Source organism: Xanthomonas hortorum, assembly GCF_024339125.1.
GTDB classification, from domain to species: Bacteria; Pseudomonadota; Gammaproteobacteria; order Xanthomonadales; family Xanthomonadaceae; genus Xanthomonas; species Xanthomonas hortorum.
This window is the reverse complement of record NZ_CP101417.1, coordinates 349,372-368,394: the sequence shown is the minus strand read 5'-3', so window position 1 is coordinate 368,394 and position 19,023 is coordinate 349,372. Positions and strand designations below refer to the sequence as shown.

15 protein-coding genes and 2 pseudogenes are annotated in these 19,023 nt (G+C 65.9%); 5 read left to right on the top strand and 12 right to left on the bottom strand.

The features are described from left to right. The 7 genes from betA to NMB96_RS01475 form a co-directional block, all read right to left on the bottom strand. Positions 1 to 1,671, bottom strand: coding sequence for a choline dehydrogenase (gene betA / locus NMB96_RS01505; RefSeq protein ID WP_255086030.1), 1,671 nt, complete (start codon positions 1,669 to 1,671; stop codon positions 1 to 3). 156 nt (positions 1,672 to 1,827) lie between these two features. Further along, complete coding sequence (gene betB, locus NMB96_RS01500; protein ID WP_255086029.1) at positions 1,828 to 3,300, bottom strand: betaine-aldehyde dehydrogenase; 1,473 nt, start codon at positions 3,298 to 3,300, stop codon at positions 1,828 to 1,830. Positions 3,301 to 3,340: 40 nt separating this feature from the next. After that, positions 3,341 to 5,320, bottom strand: a complete 1,980-nt coding sequence (gene betT / locus NMB96_RS01495; protein WP_255086028.1) for a choline BCCT transporter BetT — start codon at positions 5,318 to 5,320, stop codon at positions 3,341 to 3,343. A gap of 136 nt (positions 5,321 to 5,456) precedes the next feature. Then, entirely contained in the window at positions 5,457 to 6,194 is a 738-nt protein-coding gene (locus tag NMB96_RS01490) for an endonuclease/exonuclease/phosphatase family protein (protein WP_115038012.1), read from the bottom strand. Between the two features lie 49 nt (positions 6,195 to 6,243). Further along, the gene (locus NMB96_RS01485; RefSeq protein WP_074058257.1) at positions 6,244 to 7,059 is read right to left on the bottom strand and encodes a thiol:disulfide interchange protein DsbA/DsbL; all 816 of its coding nucleotides are present in this window, start codon (positions 7,057 to 7,059) and stop codon (positions 6,244 to 6,246) included. A 91-nt stretch (positions 7,060 to 7,150) separates the two neighbouring features. After that, positions 7,151 to 7,801: a thiol:disulfide interchange protein DsbA/DsbL gene (locus tag NMB96_RS01480; protein WP_255086027.1), complete on the bottom strand. Its 651-nt coding sequence runs from the start codon at positions 7,799 to 7,801 to the stop codon at positions 7,151 to 7,153. Between the two features lie 93 nt (positions 7,802 to 7,894). Next, positions 7,895 to 8,695, bottom strand: a complete 801-nt coding sequence (locus NMB96_RS01475) for a c-type cytochrome (RefSeq protein ID WP_255086026.1) — start codon at positions 8,693 to 8,695, stop codon at positions 7,895 to 7,897. A 144-nt stretch (positions 8,696 to 8,839) separates the two neighbouring features. Here NMB96_RS01475 and yihA point away from each other — a divergent pair, with 144 nt between their 5' ends. Further along, positions 8,840 to 9,463, top strand: a complete 624-nt coding sequence (yihA, locus tag NMB96_RS01470; protein ID WP_006451633.1) for a ribosome biogenesis GTP-binding protein YihA/YsxC — start codon at positions 8,840 to 8,842, stop codon at positions 9,461 to 9,463. 148 nt (positions 9,464 to 9,611) lie between these two features. On the opposite strand, the gene NMB96_RS01465 is transcribed toward yihA, so the two are convergent. Continuing rightward, positions 9,612 to 10,592 carry an MBL fold metallo-hydrolase gene (locus NMB96_RS01465; RefSeq protein WP_255086025.1) on the bottom strand — a complete coding sequence of 327 codons (981 nt, stop codon included), beginning with the start codon at positions 10,590 to 10,592 and terminating at the stop codon, positions 9,612 to 9,614. Positions 10,593 to 10,696: 104 nt separating this feature from the next. Further along, positions 10,697 to 11,533: a helix-turn-helix transcriptional regulator gene (locus tag NMB96_RS01460; protein ID WP_255086024.1), complete on the bottom strand. Its 837-nt coding sequence runs from the start codon at positions 11,531 to 11,533 to the stop codon at positions 10,697 to 10,699. 366 nt (positions 11,534 to 11,899) lie between these two features. On the opposite strand from NMB96_RS01460, the gene NMB96_RS01455 reads away from it, so the two are divergent. Beyond that, positions 11,900 to 13,264 (top strand): glutamate--cysteine ligase, encoded by a 1,365-nt coding sequence (locus tag NMB96_RS01455; RefSeq protein ID WP_023903510.1) that lies wholly within the window; start codon positions 11,900 to 11,902, stop codon positions 13,262 to 13,264. A 118-nt stretch (positions 13,265 to 13,382) separates the two neighbouring features. On the opposite strand, the pseudogene NMB96_RS01450 reads toward NMB96_RS01455, so the two are convergent. The 3 genes and pseudogenes from NMB96_RS01450 to NMB96_RS01445 all read right to left on the bottom strand — a co-directional run. Next, positions 13,383 to 14,465: pseudogene (locus NMB96_RS01450) on the bottom strand (ATP-binding protein); the annotation flags it as partial. 62 nt (positions 14,466 to 14,527) lie between these two features. Then, positions 14,528 to 14,894, bottom strand: a pseudogene (locus NMB96_RS23470) (two-component sensor histidine kinase); the annotation flags it as partial. Continuing rightward, positions 14,891 to 15,610 carry a response regulator gene (locus NMB96_RS01445; RefSeq protein WP_095575415.1) on the bottom strand — a complete coding sequence of 240 codons (720 nt, stop codon included), beginning with the start codon at positions 15,608 to 15,610 and terminating at the stop codon, positions 14,891 to 14,893. The pseudogene NMB96_RS23470 and the gene NMB96_RS01445, both read right to left, overlap by 4 nt. A gap of 137 nt (positions 15,611 to 15,747) precedes the next feature. Between NMB96_RS01445 and NMB96_RS01440 the strand changes: the two genes are divergently transcribed. The 3 genes from NMB96_RS01440 to NMB96_RS01430 all read left to right on the top strand — a co-directional run bounded on the left by NMB96_RS01440 (position 15,748) and on the right by NMB96_RS01430 (position 19,001). Next, positions 15,748 to 16,848 carry a glycosyltransferase gene (locus tag NMB96_RS01440; protein WP_255086022.1) on the top strand — a complete coding sequence of 367 codons (1,101 nt, stop codon included), beginning with the start codon at positions 15,748 to 15,750 and terminating at the stop codon, positions 16,846 to 16,848. 210 nt (positions 16,849 to 17,058) lie between these two features. Further along, entirely contained in the window at positions 17,059 to 17,367 is a 309-nt protein-coding gene (locus NMB96_RS01435; protein WP_043889114.1) for a hypothetical protein, read from the top strand. A 269-nt stretch (positions 17,368 to 17,636) separates the two neighbouring features. After that, positions 17,637 to 19,001 carry a PAS domain-containing protein gene (locus NMB96_RS01430; RefSeq protein ID WP_023903515.1) on the top strand — a complete coding sequence of 455 codons (1,365 nt, stop codon included), beginning with the start codon at positions 17,637 to 17,639 and terminating at the stop codon, positions 18,999 to 19,001. Positions 19,002 to 19,023 lie beyond the last annotated feature (22 nt).

The following is a 19,023-nucleotide window of genomic DNA, read 5'->3' as shown; positions in this document are numbered from 1 at the left end:
TCACCCACGCACAGGTGCATCGCCCGCCACGTAGTAGTCCGCCGTACTGCGTGGCAAAGGCGTGCGACCACGCATGCGGTCGGCGATCTTCTCGGCGATCATGATCGTGGTGGCGTTGAGATTGCCGGTGATGATGCGCGGCATGATCGAGGCATCGATCACGCGCAGGCCTTCCATGCCGTGCACGCGGCCTTGTCCATCGACCACTGCCATATCGTCGGTACCCATCGCGCAGGAGCAGGAGGGATGGTAGGCCGTCTCTGCGCGCGCACGCACGAAGGCGTCGAGTTCGGCATCGGTCTTGCAGTCCGCACTCGGGCTGATCTCGCGGCCGCGGTAAGCGTCCAGTGCAGGCTGGGCGATGATCTCGCGGGTGATGCGGATGGCATCGCGAAATTCCTGCCAATCCTGATCGGTGGATTGGTAGTTGAACAGGATCGACGGATGCTGGCGCGGGTCGCGCGACTTGGCATGCACGCGTCCACGGCTGGGTGTACGCATCGAGCCCACATGCGCCTGGAAACCGTGTTCCTTCACCGCATTGCTGCCGTTGTAATTGATCGCCACCGGTAGGAAGTGGTACTGGATGTTGGGCCAGTCGAATTCCTCGCGCGTGCGAATGAAGCCGCCGGCCTCGAACTGATTGCTGGCGCCGGTGCCGGTGCCGGCGAACAACCACTCCGCACCGATCGCCGGTTGGTTCCACCACTGCAATGCCGGATACAACGACACCGGCTTGGTGCAGGCGTACTGGATGTAAACCTCAAGGTGATCCTGCAGGTTCTGGCCAACGCCGGGCAGGTCGTGCACCAGCTGCACATCGAGTGCGCGCAGCAAATCAGGTGCGCCGACGCCGGAGCGTTGCAGCAGCTGCGGCGAGGCGATTGCGCCTGCGCACACCAGCACTTCGCGGCGTGCACGCGCGTCGATGCCTTCGCTGCTGTTGCCGACCAAGTAGTGCACGCCAATGGCGCGCTTGCCGGCAAACAGGATGCGATCGGTGGTGGCATGGGTGACGATGTGCAAGCCATCGCGCGGACGCGCCATGTCCAGATAGCCGCGCGCCGTACTTGCGCGACGCCCTTGCGGCGTTACGGTGCGGTCCATCGGCCCGAAGCCTTCCTGCTGATAGCCGTTGAGATCGTCGGTACGCGGGTAACCCGCCTGCACACCGGCATCGACCAGGGCCTGGAACAGCACGTTGTTGTCGTTCTTCGGGGTGGCCACGCTCACCGGGCCTTCGCCGCCGTGATAATCGTTTGCGCCGATGTCGCGGGTCTCAGCCTTGCGGAAGTACGGCAACACATCGCGGTAACTCCAGTCTTCCAGGCCCGGCCGCTTGGCCCAGTGGTCGAAATCCAGGGCGTTGCCGCGGATGTAGCACATGCCGTTGATCAACGATGAACCGCCCAGCCCTTTGCCGCGCCCGCATTCCATGCGCCGGTTGTCCATATGCGGCTCCGGCTCGGTCTCGTAGGCCCAGTTGTAGCGACGGCCCTGCAACGGGAATGCCAGCGCCGCCGGCATCTGAGTGCGGAAATCCAGCCGATAATCCGGCCCACCTGCTTCCAGCAGCAACACGCTGACGCCCGGGTCTTCGGTCAGGCGCGCGGCCAGCACGTTACCTGCCGAGCCAGCGCCGATGATGATGTAGTCGTATTCGCGTTGCATAGGGTTCTCCTTGTTGCGGTGCCGGTTGAAGCGGCTTTCAAGACGATTGCGCAGTGGGCGGCTGTTCTTGTTCGAAATGGCGGCGCGATCTACAGGCTTCAGCTCGCGCAGCTCGCCGGTACCGCCGGCGACGGTCTGCCAGGTGGCGTCGGCCGCTCAAAACACCGACGCGTAGCGTTCCAGTTCGACCTGGACAGACTTGGTACGCGTGTAGGCCTGCAAGGTGGCCAGCCCGTTCTCGCGGCCCACACCGGATTGCTTGTAGCCACCCACCGGCATCGGTGCCGGCGATTCGCCCCAGGTATTGATCCAGCAGATGCCCGCCTCCAGGCGATGAATCAGACGATGCGCGCGTGCAAGATCCGGCGTCACCACGCCTGCGGCCAGGCCGTACGTGGTGGCATTGGCGCGTGCGATCGCTTCGTCCTCGTCGTCGTAGGTGAGCAGGCTCAAGACCGGCCCGAAGATCTCTTCGCGCACGATGGTCATCACGTCGGTGCAATCGCTGAAGATGGTCGGTGCCACGTAGCAGCCTTGTGCCAGCGCACCATCGCGCAGACGCTGCCCACCGCACAGCAAGCGCGCGCCTTCGGCCTTGCCCTGTTCGATGTAGTCGAGCACGCGCTGCATGTGCGCGGCGCTGACCATCGGGCCGAAGGTGGTGCGCGCATCCAGCGGATCGCCGATCTGGATGCGTTGCACGCGTGCCAGCAGCCGTGCTTCGAAGGCGTTGCGCAGCGCGCGCGGTACGAACACGCGCGTGCCGTTGGTGCACACCTGCCCGGAGCTGTAGAAGTTGGCCATCATGGCGATGTCGGCGGCCAGATCCAGATCGGCATCGGCGCAGACGATCAGCGGCGACTTGCCGCCCAGTTCCATGGTCACGTCTTTCAACGATGAACTCGATGCGCAGGCCATCACTTTGCGTCCGGTCGCGGTGCCGCCGGTGAAGCTGATCTTTTCGATCTGCGGATGTTCGGTCAGCGCAGTGCCCACGCTGGCGCCGTCGCCGGGCAGCACGTTAAACACGCCATCGGGCAGGCCGGCTTCGGTGAAAATTTCGGCCAGCTTGAGTGCGGTCAGTGGCGTCACTTCGCTGGGTTTGAAGATCATTGCATTGCCGGCGGCCAGCGCAGGCGCGGCCTTCCACAGTGCGATCTGGATCGGGTAATTCCACGCGCCGATCGCGCCCACCACGCCCAGTGGCTCGTGGCGCGTGTAGAAGAAGCTGCCTTCGCGCAACGGCACCTGCACGCCCTGCAGCGCGTGCGCCACGCCTGCGTAGTACTCCAGCACATCCGCGCCGGTGACGATGTCCACGCTGCGGGTTTCGCTCAGCGGCTTGCCGGTGTTGAGCGTTTCCAGTTCGGCCAGTGCGTCGTTGCGCTCGCGCAGCAACGCCACCGCGCGCAGCAGGATGCGCGAGCGTTCCACCGTGGTTAGCGCGGCCCACTGCTGTTGGCCGGCCTTGGCGCTATCTACCGCCGCGTCCAGATCGTCGGCGCCGGCGTTGTGCACATTGGCCAGCACTTCGCCGGTGGCGGGGTTGATGACCTCGAAAGTGTGGCCGCCGCGGGCGGGAACATAACGGCCGCCGATATACAGCAACTGGTCGGGAAAACGTGGCATGACAAACCTCCTGTTAGGCGCACGCCGCAGCGGCGGCACCTCAGCGCGTGAGATGCAGAAACTGCAGATGGCGCTCGTATTGATCGATGATGTCGTTGATGATCTGTTCGCGGCTGTAACCGACTAGGTCGTAATCCTGGCTGCCTTCGTACAGATACACCTCGGCGCGGTAATAGCGTTGGTTGCGCAGACGCTGGGCGGCGAACGAGGGCGTGAGGTAGCCGCGCATCACCACCTGGTAGCGGAAGCCTTGCTGCTCGCCGTGATCGACGCTGATTTCCATATCGTCGTCGTCCAGCCGGCTGCTGACCTGCCAGCCTTCTTCCTGCAGCTGTGTGGTGACCGCTTCGATCGCCGGGCGCACCTGGTCGTGCATAAAGCGATAGACCTCATCGCGCGCGGGGAAATGCATCGCCTGGCCCAGGCGCTGACGCCAGCCGCGGTGATTGCGCGATTGCCCGATCAACGGGCTGGGGCTGTAGAGCTGCGCGCGCTTGCGTTGCGATTCTTCGCTGAGTGCGCGCGACAAGCCCCACGCCATCAGCAACAGCACGGCAGAGAACGGCAGCGATGCCAACACCACGGCCGATTTCAATGCGTCCATGCTGCCGGCAAGCAAGAGACCGGCGGTGACCACGGCGGTGAGCACGCCCCAGAACACGCGCAGCCAGCGCGGGCCATCGTCGTGCGGCTCGCCGCCGTGCGAGGACAGCGTGGACAGCACCACCGTGCCGGAATCAGCGGAGGTGACGAAGAAGACGAAGCTGACCGCCACCGTCACCGTGATTATCGTGCGGCTCCACGGGTAGCCTTGCAGCAGCGAATACAGCACCGTCTGCGGCGCATCGATGGCTTGTTGCGCCAGCGCACCCTGGCCGTGATGCAGCAACTGATCCAGCGCGCTGTTGCCGAAGATCGACAGCCACGCCAGGGTGAAGCCGAGCGGGATCAGCAATACCCCGAGCACGAACTCGCGAATGGTGCGGCCGCGCGAAATACGCGCAATGAACAGCCCAACGAACGGTGCCCACCCGATCCACCACGCCCAATAGAACACCGTCCAGTTGCCCAGCCAATCGCTACGGCCGCCGTAGGCATACACGTCGAAACTCTTGTTGACCACACTGCCCAGGTAGTCGCCCAGGTTCTGTATCAGCGCGTTGAGCAGGTATTGCGTAGGGCCGGCGAACAGCATGAACAGCAGCAGCGCGATCGCCAGCAGCATGTTGATGTCCGACATCCAGCGCACGCCTTTTTCCACGCCGGACACCGCCACCAGAATGGCCGCGCCCATCATCGCCACGATCAACGCGACCTGCACCCAGTGCGTATGCGGCACATCGAACAAGGTGCTCAGCCCGGCATTGAGATGCAGCACGCCAAAGCCCATGTCCGCACCGATACCGAACACCGTCGCGACGATGCCCAGCGCATCCACGGTGTAACCGATTGGCCCGTTGATGCGCTTGCCGATCAGCGGATACAGCGCCGAGCGCAAGGCCAACGGCAAGTTGTGCCGGAACGCGAAGTAGGCCAGTGCCATCGCCGCCAGCGCGAACACGCCCCAGCCATGCAGGCCCCAGTGCAGGAACAGCAACTGCATCGCCTGACGTGCGGAGGCTTCGCCGCTGCCGGTGCCGCCTTGTGGCGGTTGCAGATAATGGGTGAGCGGTTCGGAGACGCAGAAGAAAAACAGCGTGATGCTGATGCCGGCGGCGAACAGCATGCCGGCCCAGGAGAGATAGCTGAATTCCGGTTCGTCGTGGTCGGCGCCGAGCTTGATGTTGCCGTAGCTGGACAAGGCCACGCCGAGCACGAACACCAGGTACACCGTCATCGCCAGCAGGTAGTACCAGCCGACATTGCGCGAGGCCCAGGTCTGCGCATCCAGCAGCACGCGGCCTGCATCCAACGGAAACAACGACACCAGCAACGCAAATGTACAGACCACCGTTGCCGCCAACACGAACACGGGACGCAAGGTGCGCACCGGTGCCAGTTGCGGCTCTACCGCACTCATACCAGCGCGCTCATAAGAGGCGTGTCACGGACTGTGCTCCCAACGAAAAACCGCCTGCGTTATCGCACAGGCGGTGTCGAGGGGGTGTCATCGGTCGAGTTCGCCTATGCGAACCCGTAGCCACTTTTCGCGGTATTCAACGCAGCAGCTGCGTCGGCACGCGGATATCCATGCCAACCGCCAGATGATCTGAAAACGCTGCAGGAATCGCTTCGATGCGTTCGATCGTCAGACTGTCGCTGACCAGAATATGGTCGATCGCCCGATCCGGGCGCCAGCTCGGAAAGGTGTGCACTTCGCAGCTTGGCGGTTGCAGGCGCGTATGCCGATACAGGGCTTGCATCTCCGGCCGGTCGGCCATGCAGTTGAAATCGCCCATCAACATCGCGTTGGGATGCTCGGACAACAACTCGGCGATGAAGGCCAGTTGCGCCATGCGCGAATTGGCGCCCAGCGACAGATGTGCCACTGCCACCGCCAAGCCGTCGCGGCCTTCGCCGAATTTGGCCAGCAGGATGCCGCGCCCGCCGATCCGGCCGGGCAGGGCATGGTCCTGCACTTCCAGCGGTTGCAGCTTGCTGAGCAAGCCATTCGCGCTGGACGCCACCCCGCCCATGCGGCGGTTGGGCTGATGGCTCCAGTAATCGAAGCCGGCGCGCTCGGCCAGGTAGTGGGTCTGGTTGGTGAAACCCGAGCGCAGGCTGCCGGGGTCCGCCTCCTGCAAGCCCACGATGTCGCGTTCGCCGGCCAGCTTGGCGATGCTGTCCAGGCTGGTGCGCTTGGCGCCCAACGGTAGCGCGTGCGACCAGCTGCGGGTGACGTAGTCGCTGTAACGGCGGGTGCTGGAGCCGGCCTGGATGTTGGCGGTCAGCACCCGCAGGGTGCGCGAATCCGAAGCGTTCACTGGAGGGCGATCGCTCGGGTCACTTGGCCAGCGTGGCGCGTTCGCGCGCGATCAGGTGATCGGCGATACGCAGCATGTCCGGGAAGCTCTGGCCCTTGACCAGGTACTTGCCGTTGACGATCAGCGACGGGGTGCCGGTGAGCTTGCTGCGGGTTGCGAACTGCTTGGCGCGGTTGGTCTTGGCCGACACGCCGAAGCTGCTCATGGTGTCGATGAAGGTCTTCTGGTCCACGCCGTACTTGGCGTAGAACGCGGCGATATCCTGCACCGAATCCTTGCCGCGCTCGCCCTTCAGGGTCTGGTCGACGTGGATGGCCTTGTACAGCGCTTCGTGGGTCTTCTCCTGCACGCCCAGCGTTTCGGCGGCGTAAAAGGCACGGCCGTAGTCGTCCCACGGGCCACCGAACATCGCCGGCACGTAGACGAAATGCACGTCAGACGGCAGCCCGGCCTTCCACGGCCCGATCAGTGGCTGGAACGCATTGCAGGCAGGGCAGACATAGCCGAACACCTCGGCCACTTCGATCTTGCCGGCGGCCTGCTGGTACGGCTGGCCACCTTCGATATCCAGATAGTCGGTGCCGGCGACCGGCTCGGGGCCGTTCGGTGCACGCGGGGCAGCGCTGGGTGCGGCGGCGGGGGGCGTGCTGGCGCTCTCGCCAACGGCCGGCGGTGCGGCGGGGTCTGTGGCCGGAGCGGCAGCGGCCGGAGCAGGCGCCGTCTCGGCAGCCGGCGTGGCAGCGGCAGGTGCGGTGTCGGACGAACCGTCCTGCGCCTTGCAGGCGACCAGGATCGGCAGCAGCGCCATCAGCGTCAGGGCGAAGCGGGTCTTCATCGGATTGGATCTCCAGCGTGGGGCGAGAAAAGGGCCGGACGGCCGCGGGGCGCATGATGCCACGGGCGGCCGTCGGTGGCGGTTACGCGGTTCAGCGCTTGGCAGGCGCAGCGTGCTCGCGGGCGATCAGATAGTCGGCCACGCGCAGCATGTCCGGGTAATTGCGCGCGCCGATCAGATAGCGCCCGTTGATGATGATGGCCGGAGTGCCGGGGAGCTTGCTGCGCTTGGCGAAGTCGCGCGCGGCATCGAGCTTGGCGTCCACCGCCGCGCTCTTGTAGGTCTCGACGAAACGCTGCTGCGGCACGCCGTAGTCGGCGTAGAACGCCGCCAGTTCTTCCGGTGCCACGTTCTGGGAAGGCACGCTCTGCTTTTCGTGGATCGCCTCGAACATGGCGCGATGGCTACGCTTGGCCACGCCCAGGATGTCGGCGGCAAAGTAGGCACGCGCGAACGCATCCCAGAACCCGCCGAATGCCGCCGGCACCGGAGTGAAGCGCACATAGGACGGCTGCTTGGCCACCCAGGCCTCCAGGCTTGGCTCGAAGTGCGCGCAGTGCGGGCAGGTGTAGCCGAACACCTCGGTCACTTCGACCTTGCCGGCCAGCGGCGCGTACGGCTGGCCGCCGTCGATCACGATGTAGTCGTCGCCTTCGACCGGCGGGGCGTTCTTGTCGGCGGCGCAGGCCACCAGCGGCAGCAGGATCAACAACAGCAGGGACAGACGGGAAAACAGCTTCATGCAGGCTCCGTGGGGATATGGGGAGGACGGGAAACGACGACGCCGGTCGCGGGACCGGCGTCGTGAAGCGGTGTGGCAGCCGTGGCTTTCAACTCATGAGCGTGCGGGCGTCCCGGCAGCGGGTGCTTGCGCGGCGGCCGCATCGTCGGCGCGGTCGTGCAGGCCCTGCAGATAGCTGGCCAGCGCCTGGATCTCCTGCTCGGTCAGCGGGTGCGCCACCTGCGCCATGATATTGAACAGCGCCGGGTTGCGCTGCTGGGTGGTGCCGGCCTGGTATTCCTTCAGGCGCCGTGCCACGTACTCGGCATGCTGGCCGCCCAGGCGCGGATACGCCGGGCCCGGATTGCCGCTGCCGGACGGCCCGTGGCAGGCCATGCAGGCCGGCACGCCGCGTGCGATGTCGCCACCGCGGTAAAGCTTCTCGCCGACCTCGTAAAACTTCAGGCCCTGGTACGGCCCCTCGTTGACCACCGCATCGTCGGCCACCCCGGCGGCAGACTTCTGGGTGGCGAAGTAGGCGCCCAGGTCGCGCATGTCCTGTGCAGTGAGGTCCTTGACGAACGGCACCATCACCGCCGCCATGCCGCTATTGCGCTCGCCGCTGGCGATCAAGGCCACTTGATGCGCCACGTAGCGCTCGGTCTGGCCGGCGATGCGCGGGTACATGGCGACGGCCGGGTTGCCGTCCGGGCCATGGCAGGCCGCGCAGGCAGCGGCCTTGGTCTGGCCCGCCTTGGCATCGCCCCAGGTGGTCTTGGACAGGTCCACCTCCAACGGCGCAACGCGCACAGGTGGCGGATCGGGGATCGGCGTCACCGCCGATTGCGCAAACGCCACGGCGGCAATAACCGGCACGGCGAGGGCGGCGAGGACAAGCACACGAGCATGGCGCATCAGCTAAAGCTCCGTATGGACCCGACCTGCGCGCGTTTGAGGCTGGCTGTGGCAGGCGTACTTCGATTATCGACACGCCTTTGCGCCAGGGTCAACGAACAGTGCAGCAAAACCGCCAGGCCCCGAACGTGCGATCCTAGGGGGATGTCGCTCCTTATCGAACAAGCCCGCTACCACCTGTCCGCCCATAACGCCCGGCAATTGCCGGACGATGGCGGCTACGAGGTCGCCTTCGCCGGCCGCTCAAACGCCGGAAAATCCAGCGCGCTCAACGCGCTGACCCGCCAGAACGCGCTCGCCCGTGTGTCCAAGACCCCTGGTCGTACCCAGCAGTTGGTGTTCTTCCAGATCCAGCCCGAGCGCTGCCTGGTGGATCTGCCCGGTTACGGCTACGCCAAGGTGCCGCAGGATCTGCAGGCGCACTGGCAGGCCTTCATCGACCGTTATTTCCGCACCCGCGAAGCCTTGCGCGGGCTGGTGGTGGTGATGGATATCCGCCACCCGCTCAAGGATTACGACCTGCAGATGCTCGGCTATGCCGCCGAACGCGGCCTGCCCGCGCACGGGTTGCTGACCAAGGCCGACAAGCTCGGCCGTGGCCAGCAGATGCAAACCCTGCAGAAGGTCAAGAAAGAAGTGACCTCGCGCTTTGGCGACAGCGTGACCGTGCAGACCTACTCCGGCGAATCGCGCCAGGGCGTGGACGAACTGCGCGGCATCGTCGGCGGCTGGCTGGGCCTGGATGGTGCGCCGCCTGCAGCGGAGTGAGCCGGGCCGGGCGCCATGACGCCTGGCCCTGCGGGCAGTCCACAACGGCGAGCCAGGGCTCGCCGTTTTCATTTGCGGCATCGGTATCGGGGCCGGGCGACGCCGGGCTGCGCTGCGGGACACGGACCTTGCCTGGGCGCCTCATCGCTCAAGGCGTCGCCGGCACTGGGCCGAATTCGGTCGGCACCCAGGCGAACGCATCGCCCTCACGGCGCACGTGGCCCAGGCCCGGGAACGGCAGATGCGCACCGGCCACCCACCAGCGGCCGTCGGCGGCCTGCGCCAGCATGCTGCGGCGTGAGGCAATGGCCTTGCTGCGGTTGCTGTCGGCCTCGAACGATGCGTCCGGCTGGGCAAACTGCACGGCGTGGTAGTGCAACACATCGCCCCACACCAGCAGCGTGTTGCCGGCGCCACCGTCGAAGCGATACGACACGTGGCCGGGCGTGTGGCCCTGGCTGTCCAGGGCAGTGGTGCCGGCCGGCAATACGGTCTTGCCCGGCTGGAAACGGCGCAGCCGACCCTGGGCCTGATAGGGCGCTGCCGCCGCGCGCGCCAGCGGAAAGGCGAACTGCAGCATCGGCGCGGCACCGGCCTCCGAAGCGGGATCCAGCCAGTACGCGGCATCGGCGTCGGACAGCCACACCGTGGCGTTGGGAAATGCCGGGGTGCCCTGCGCATCGAGCAGGCCGCACAGGTGGTCCGGATGCGCGTGGGTGAGCAGCACATCGTCGACCTGGGCCGGGTCGTAGCCGGCGGCGCGCAGGTTGGTCAGCACTTGGCCCAGGCCGGGGCCCAGGCACCGGGCAGTGCCGGTATCGACCAGGCTGAGGTGGCTGCCGTCCTGGATCAGATAGGCGTTGACTGCCGTCTGCAGGCCCTTGTCGTCTTCGGGCACGTAGCCCTGCGCGAGCAGGCGGTCGCGCTCTGCCGGTTCCACATTGGACAGCTGTTGACGCGTCAACGCGACGCTGCCGTCGAACAACGCAGTGACGCGCAGCGTGCCGATGCGCTGCAAGTAAAAGCCGGGAACCTGTGCATGGGTGGACGCGGGCGCAGCGGCGTGCGCCAGCGTGGCGCTTGCGGCGAGCAATAGCGGCGCAAGCGAACGCAGTACGGAAACAGACATGAGCAACTCCAGGGCAGGCGGCAACCGCCGCGATGTCGCCATGCTGGCGGCAGCGACTTGCGCAATTCGCTCATTGCGCTGCGCGAAGCGCTCGCTGCAGCGATCTAGCGGCTGTTGCCAATGCTGGCCGGATCCAGCCCGTAACGCTGCTGGAAGCGCTGACTGAAGCTGCGGGTGGAGCGATAGCCTGCACGCGCGGCCACGGTCTTGAGCGGCCAGCGTGTGGTGTAGAGCAGGGCCATCGCATGCGCGAGCCGCGCGTCGGTGATCAGCTCGCGCAGCGAGCAGTGTTCTGCGGCCAGATGCCGGCGCAAGGTGGCACCACTGATGCCCAGGCTGTCTTCGACATCGCGTGAGCGCCAAGCCCGCTGTGGTTGCGCGGTGATCAACGTGCGCACCTGCGAGGCGAGACTTGGTGCGGGCGGCAACAGCAGGCCGCCGTGACCACGGCGGCACAAGCTGATCACCAGCGAGGCCAGCGCCAGGCGGGCTTCGGTATACAGGCCGTGTTGCAGCGCATCGCGCCATTGCCGCAGCGTCGGGTCGAAATCGATCGCCGGCAGCCGCGCGATGTCGTCGCCGGCCTCGGGCAGCTGCTCATTCCACAATGCGCGCGCAGCAGCAAGCGCCTCTTCGCAGAGGGGCACCACCGCGCTCAGGTAGAGCCCGGTTGATGGGTCGGGCGTGTTGATCACATCGATCCGGCAACGGCGCGTCACCAGGAACAGGTCGCCCGGCACGAACTCCAGCGATTGGGTCGCTGTCCGCACGTGTTTGCGGCCCTGCAGCAGAATCGCAAATTGCGCCTGGGTCAGGTCCACCGAGCGCGCGCCGTGTGCGCGCCGCGCGCTCACGCAGGCAAAGCCTTCGGCGCGCTCGCAGTGCATCAGGCTGGCCATCTGCGCAAGCAGGACGTCGGTGGGTGTGGGCGCAACAGTCATGGCCGGGCGATGCTACAGGATCGTGTACGCATGTCTTTGGCTGGAACAGCGCCGCGGTTGCCGCGCTATTGCACGCATGGATGCTGGCCTCGCATGGCCATCTGGCATCTGCATGGCTGCGGCGCTGCCGGACCTTGACCAGCCCCGGCCATGCCTGCGCTTGTCGCTGTGTGCGTGAAGTCCCGGCAGGTGATGCCGGCGCGACGGTGGGCGTTCGCCCGCATCTGCATGCAGTAAGCATGGATGGAAATCTAAGACCCGGCCGATGGCGGCAATTCTTCCATGTTGGGCGGTTATAGTGCGGGCCTTGCGGTGGCTGGGGAGGATCCCCACATCGTTCCCCTCAATTTTTCTGCGAGCCTGCCCTTGTCGAGTCCCAGCCACGTTGCCGAAACGCCGATCACCGAACGCGCGGAGCTGGTCCAGGTACTTGCCTCGGGCGAGAAGCCCAGCGCGGACTGGCGGATCGGCACCGAGCACGAAAAGTTCGGCTTCCAGCTCGACGACCTGCGCGCGCCCACCTTTGAAGGCGAGCGCGGCATCCAGGCGCTGCTGACCGGCTTGACCCGCTTCGGTTGGGAGCCGGTGCAGGAAAACGGCCACACCATCGCGCTGCTGCGCGACGGCGCCTCGGTGACGCTGGAGCCGGCCGGGCAGCTGGAACTCTCCGGCGCAGCGGTCGAGACCCTGCATCACACCTGCGTGGAAACCGGCACCCATCTGGACGAAGTGGCGCAGGTCGCCGGCGAGTTGCAGCTGGGCTTTCTGGGCATGGGTTTCCAACCGAAGTGGCGCCGCGACCAGATGCCGTGGATGCCCAAGGGCCGCTACCAGATCATGAAGAACTACATGCCCAAGGTCGGCTCGCTCGGCCTGGACATGATGACGCGCACCTGCACGGTGCAGGTCAATCTGGATTACGCCACCGAAGCGGACATGGTGAAGAAGTTCCGCGTGTCGCTGGCGCTGCAGCCAATCGCCACCGCGTTGTTCGCCGATTCGCCGTTCACCGAAGGCAAGCCCAACGGTTACCTCAGCTACCGCTCGCACATCTGGACCGACACCGACGCCGATCGCACCGGTATGCTGGATTTCGTGTTCGAAGACGGCTTCAGCTACGAGCGCTACGTCGATTACCTGCTCGATGTGCCGATGTATTTCTCCTACCGCGACGGCGTCTATGTCGATGCCAGCGGGCAGAGCTTTCGCGATTTCATGCAAGGCAAGCTGCCGGCATTGCCGGGTGCATTGCCGACGCTGCGCGACTGGTCGGACCACATGACCACCGCGTTCCCGGAAGTGCGCTTGAAGAAGTATCTGGAAATGCGTGGCGCCGATGCCGGCCCGTGGGACCGCCTGTGCGCGCTGTCGGCGTTCTGGGTGGGGCTGCTATACGACGACACCGCGCTGGATGCGGCCTGGGATCTGGTCAAGGACTTCAGCCCCACCGAGCGTCATGCGCTGCGCGATGGTGTGCCCAAGCATGCGCTCGGGCTGCCGTTCCGTCATGGCACGGTGCGCGATTTGGCTGTGGAAGCGGTCAAGATCGCGCGCGAAGGCCTGCGTCGGCGGGCGCGCTTGAATGCCGACGGTCAGGACGAAACCGGTTTTGTGGACGTGATCGCCGAGATCGCCGAAAGCGGTGTCACCGCCGCCGAGCGCAAGCTGGCGCTGTATCACGGTGCATGGAACGGCGATATCGATCGGGTGTTCCGCGAGTTTGCGTACTGAGCGCTTGCGGATTGCCGCAGTCGTAGCGCATCGCTAGGCTACCGCGCGGTCGTTTTTTGCAGGAATGGACTCGGGCGCGAGACGGCATCGTCGACCTCACGTACGAAAGAACGCACGTCTAGCGTCGCTCCGGCATGCACGGCAGGCGCACCGTCACTCGCAGGCCGCCACCTGCTGCACGGTTATCCAGGCGCAGATCGCCGCCATGCGCCAGCACGATGCTGTGCGCCACCGACAAGCCCAGCCCGATGCCGCCGGTGTCGCGGTTGCGCGAAGACTCGCCACGTACGAACGGCAGCAGCAACTGTTCGCGCTGGGTCGGGTCGATGCCGGGGCCGTCGTCGTCGATCCACAGCACGCCGTCTTCGCCGTCACGCTGCAGTTGCAGGCGCGCACGCTTCCCGTATTTCAGCGCGTTCTCCAGCAGGTTCATCACCGCGCGGCGCAAGGCGAGCGGGTCGCCGTCCAGGGTGATCTCCGGACCGGGCAACAGCTCGGCGTCGGCACCGATGTCGGTGGCGTTGTCGACCACGCTTTCCACCAGCAGTCGCAGATCCAGCGGCGCGCGTTCGCCGCGGTGGCGATCGTTCTGGATGAAATCCAGCGCGGCGGAAATCATCGCCTTCATCTCGTCGATGTCGGCCAGTGCCTTGTCGCGTAGCGGTGGCTGCAGCCCGTCCAGGCGGAACGACAGGCGCGCCAGCGGCGTGCGCAGGTCGTGCGCGATCGCCGCCACCATGTGGGTGCGCTCGTTGATCAGGCGGTTCAGGCGTGCCTGCATCGCATTGAACGAGTCGGCCGCGCGCACGATCTCCGGCGGGCCGCTGCGTTGCAGTGCAGCGGCATCCGGGTTGCGGCCCAGCCGGTCGGCGGCTTCGGCAAAGCGCTTGATCGGCGCCGACAGCGCGCGCGAGAACCACCACGCCAGCGGCACGTTGGCCAGCAGGCCGGCCAGAAACAGCAGCACCACGTGGGTCTTGAACTCGGCCGACAACCGCCGTGGCGGCGATTCCACCGTGCGCCAGCGGCCATCGGGCTGCTGCAGCGCGGCGGTGAAGCCGTCCAGCAGTGGCACGCCCGGGGTCAGGCGCTCGCTTTCCCAGGCGCCGGGGGCGTCGTCCGGGCGCAGTCCGTTGCCGAACGGCGAGGCGCCGGGATGGCGATCGCGGTGCCAGTCACTCGGCTCTGGCGGCGATCTCTGCAAGGCAGCGCGGCGATTGCCGGCAGGGCTGCCATCGCCGTTATTGGCCTCGGACGCCTGCGGTTGGCTCGGCAGCGACATGCCGACGCGCGGGCCCGGGTGATCGTCGGCGCTGCGGTAGAAGCGCACGCGCTGCTCGGGCACATCCAGCCAATGGGCAAGCAGCATTTCGGCAAACGCATCGCGCACCTGGCCTGCTGGCGGCAGCGGGGACTGCGCGGACTCGCGCACCGTCAAGGTCTGGGTGCCGGCCGGCATGCGCGTGGACAGCAGCGCCACCACCTCCGGCGGGTGCACCGGCGGCTCGTAGACCGGCGTGCGCATCACCAGCAGGGCGATGCCGACCGCCTGGGCGGTGAGCAGGGCCACCGCCAGCAATACGAAGGTCCGCGCAAAGATCGACAGCCCGCGACGTGCCGGGTTGCTCACAGACGCGAGACGCCCGGCAGCAGCATGTAGCCTTCGTTACGCACGGTGCGAATCAACTCGGTATGCACGCGCTCGTTGATCTTGCGCCGCAGCCGGCTGATCTGGCTGTCGATGGCGCGGTCGTAGACATCGGTATCGCGGCCGCGCGCATAGTCCAGCAGCTGGTCGCGGCTCAGCACCCGCTGCGGATGCTCGACGAAGGTGCGCAGCAGCGCGAACTCGCCGTCGGAGAGGTTGATGAAGATGCCGGTGGGGTCGCGCAGGTCGCGGCGCACCACATCCAGCCGCCAGCCGGCGAACTCGTAGACGTTGCCGCGGTGGTCGGCCTGCTCGTTGCTGGCCTGGCTGCGGCGCAGCAGGGCGCGCACCCGCGCCAGCAATTCGCGTGGATTGCAGGGTTTGGCCAGGTAATCGTCGGCGCCCACTTCCAGGCCGATGATGCGGTCGGTGTCGTTGCCCAACGCGCTGAGCATGATGACCGCGGGTGAACCGCGCTCGCTGGCCAGGGCCCGGGCCGCGCTCAGCCCGTCTTCTCCGGGCATCATCACGTCGAGTACGATGAGGTCCGGGCGGCGCTGCGCGATGCTCTTGCGCATCTCCGCCACGTTTTCGGCAACGTCCACCTGGTAGCCGTGGGCGCTCAGGAACTCGCCGATCAGCTTGCGCAGGTCCGGGTCGTCGTCGACCACAAGAACGCAGGGTTGTTGCAGGTCCATGGAGGTCATCGTCGGTGGCGCGGAGGTTTGGCCGCGCAGGGTGGTGGCTACCGGATACATGGTGCTCGCAGTTGCAAGGCTGGAGCACGCATCATAATGATTGAATTTGTCATCCATTGGCATACGTGTGACGCGACATGACAGAACCGGACATCGCCAAGGAAGCCATCACATCGACACTGTGCCGCTGCAACGGCGAGTGCGCGCATGACAAGGCGTTTCCGATGATGCGGGTGATCAGCCGCGACAACGGCGTGGGCCTGACCCGCGACATGATGCTGATGGCGCAGACCCTGCGCGCTGGCGGTGTGCCGGTACAGGAAGTGGGATTCACCAGCCAGCGGGTGCACGACACCCTGCGCGAAACCCGTCTGTGGGCCAGCCGCGCGCTGTTCGGGCGGGTGCCGGTGCAGATCTTTTCCGAGCGTGTGTATGCGCGCTGCCTGCCGCTGGGCCAGGCCAACCTGCTGGTGCCCAATCCGGAGTGGATGCTGCCCAAGTGGCTGCCGCGGTTGCCGCGCTTCGACGCGGTGCTGTGCAAGACCCACCACGCCGAGCGGATCTTTCGCAATCTGGGCTGCACCACGCGGTTCATCGGATTCACCAGCCCGGATCGCTACGACCCACGGGTGCTGCGTCAGCGTGCATTCTTCCATCTGGCCGGGCGCAGCACCGCCAAGGGCACCCGCGTGCTGCTGGAGACCTGGAAGCAGCATCCGGAGTGGCCGCTGCTGACCGTGGTGCAGAGCCCGCGCACCGCCGGCAAGCCGGTGGTTGCTGCGAACATCGATCACCGGGTCCGCTATCTCGACGATGCCGAACTGCGCCGGCTGCAGAACGCGCATCTGTTCCATATCTGCCCGTCAGAAGCCGAAGGTTTCGGTCATTACCTGATGGAAGCGTTGAGCGTGAGCGCGGTGACATTGGCGACCGACGGCGAGCCGATGAACGAATTGGTCAGGCCCGAGCACGGCGTGCTGATTCCGGTGGCCGACGTGCGCCAGCGGCGTCTGGCATCGTATTACTACGTCGATGCGGCGGGAATCGCGCACGCGGTGGAAACTGCATTGGCGTTGCCACAGGCGCAGCTGGATCAGTTATCGGCCAATGCGCGTGCCTTCTATCAGGCCAACGATGCCGCATTCGCTGCGCGCTTTCGCGCTGCGGTGATGGCATCGCTGCCTGAAAATGCCGCTGACGCCGCCGTCAGCGTGGCACCGGCCGTCGTCGAGAACTGACGCGTTAGCACTTGCGCGGTTTTGCAGCAGGGATAGCGGCACGATCAGCAAATGCCGGCGCACGCCTGCGCTTGGCGGATGGCGACACGCACGCGACACATGCGCGGCACACGCACATGCAAGGCTTTGCTGGACGAAAGCGCGGGCGTTGCCCGCCCTGCCACGTGCATGCACGACGCACACGTGTGCATCCATCCAGGGAGATCGACGATGGTCCAAACACGCCCCAGCTTTGCCGTCACCGCTGCGCTGCTTGCCGCACTGAGCATGAGCGGCTGCGCCAGCCTCTGCGGCGCTCCAGGTGGCGCGCCGCCGCTGCTACCGCCGCCGCCTGAGCGCGGCCATCATGGCCCACCGCCGCCGCACGATCCCGAATTCGATGCAGCGCTGCAGGCCTGCGCTACGGCACAAGACATCGCGTTGCCGGTGCCGGATAGGCCGCCGCCTGGGCCGCCACCGTCATCGTTGCTGCAATGCCTGGAGGCGGAGGGATTCGAGCCGCCGCCGCGTCACGGCTGAGACCGATGCGCGCAGGTACTGCAGGTACCTTGCCGCTAGCGGACGTTGCCGTACAGCAGACTGCAGGTGTTTCGCCAGATAACGCTGCCAGCCAGTGACCACCAGCTTGCGGTCGCGTCGGCTGCGCATCCAAAGACGCAGGCTTGTGCGTGCACCAGCACGGCAGATGTCGAGCACGCTACTACAGCCTCTTCGCTCGCGATTACGCATTGTGTCGCTTCACCCTTGGCGAGAGATCGGATAATGCGCGCAGGGAGAAACCAGTCACGATGAAACGTGCGCCTGGCGAACAGATCGACGACGTGGAACGTGTCGAAACCGCTGCAAGCATGCTGGAAGAGCTGGCCGGCATGCGCAAATTGCACGCGCTACAGGTCAGCCTTGCAGCGCAGAGCGACATGCGTGTAGCGCTGCAGGACATCACCGCGCTTGCCTGCATGTTCGCGCGCACCGAGTGCGGTTGCGTGCAACTGGTCGACGAGCACAGCAACGACATGGAGCTGCGTGTCTATCGCGGGCACGACGAGCGCAGCCCGTTCGTGCAGCAGTTCTTGAAGGACGGTTTTCAGGCGACCTGCGATGCCGTGCGCCGCGAGCGCCGGCAGCTGGTGATCGAAGACATCGAAACGTTCACCCCACTCAAGGGCACGCCGGATTACGAGGCCGCGCTGTGCAGTGGGATCCGTGCTGCGCAGTTCACGCCCCTGTTCAATCGTGCCGGCGTGTTGCTCGGTTTGCTCAGTACGCAATTCACCCTGCCGTATCGGCCGGCAGAGCATGAACTCAGGTTGCTCGAACTGCTTGCATGGACCGCCGCCGACTATGTCGAACGCAATCGTGCTCAGGCGGCATTGCGGACCAGCGAGTCGCGGCTGGCTGCGTTGTCGCTGGTAAGCTCCGAAGTGCATTACCGGATGAGCTCGGATTGGGGCGAGATGCGCACATTGACCGGTAAAGGCTTTCTGGCCGATACGGTCAATCCCAATCGCGCCTGGCTGATGGATTACATTCCCGATGACGATCGGGCAATGGTGCGGCAAAAGATCGATGCCGGCATCCATGCAAAGACACCGATCATTTTCGAGCATCGGGTGCGACGTGCGGACGGCAGCCTGGCCTGGATCGCCACCAAGGGCGTGCCGGCACTGGATGCAGAGGGAAATATCATCGAATGGTTCGGCACCGCCGCCGACATCACCGCGCGCAAGCAGGCCGAACAACGCCTGCACGATAGCGAGGCGCGGCTGGCGCTGGTGCTCGATCAGATTCCGATCGGCGTCGGTCTGTTCGATACGCAAGGCCGTTTCACGTACAAGAACCCGCAGCTGAGCGATCAGTTGACCGATCGCATTCCCTCGCGCGATGGCGTGCGCGCAGACGAGTGGCAGGGTATCGACCAGCAAGGCAACCCGGTGCCACCGCAGCAGTTTCCCGGTGCGCGCGCGTTGCGCGGCGAAGACACCACAGCGCCGATAGATTTCCGCCATCTTGATGGAACCGCCGAATGTTGGTTGCGTGTCACTGCGGTCGCATTGCGCGATGGCAGCAGGGTGACCGGTGGATTGACCGTGGTGCAGGACGTGACCGGACAACGCCGGGTGCAGGCGGAACTGGGCATGCTAGGGATGGTCTGATCAACGGCATCGGAGGATGAGC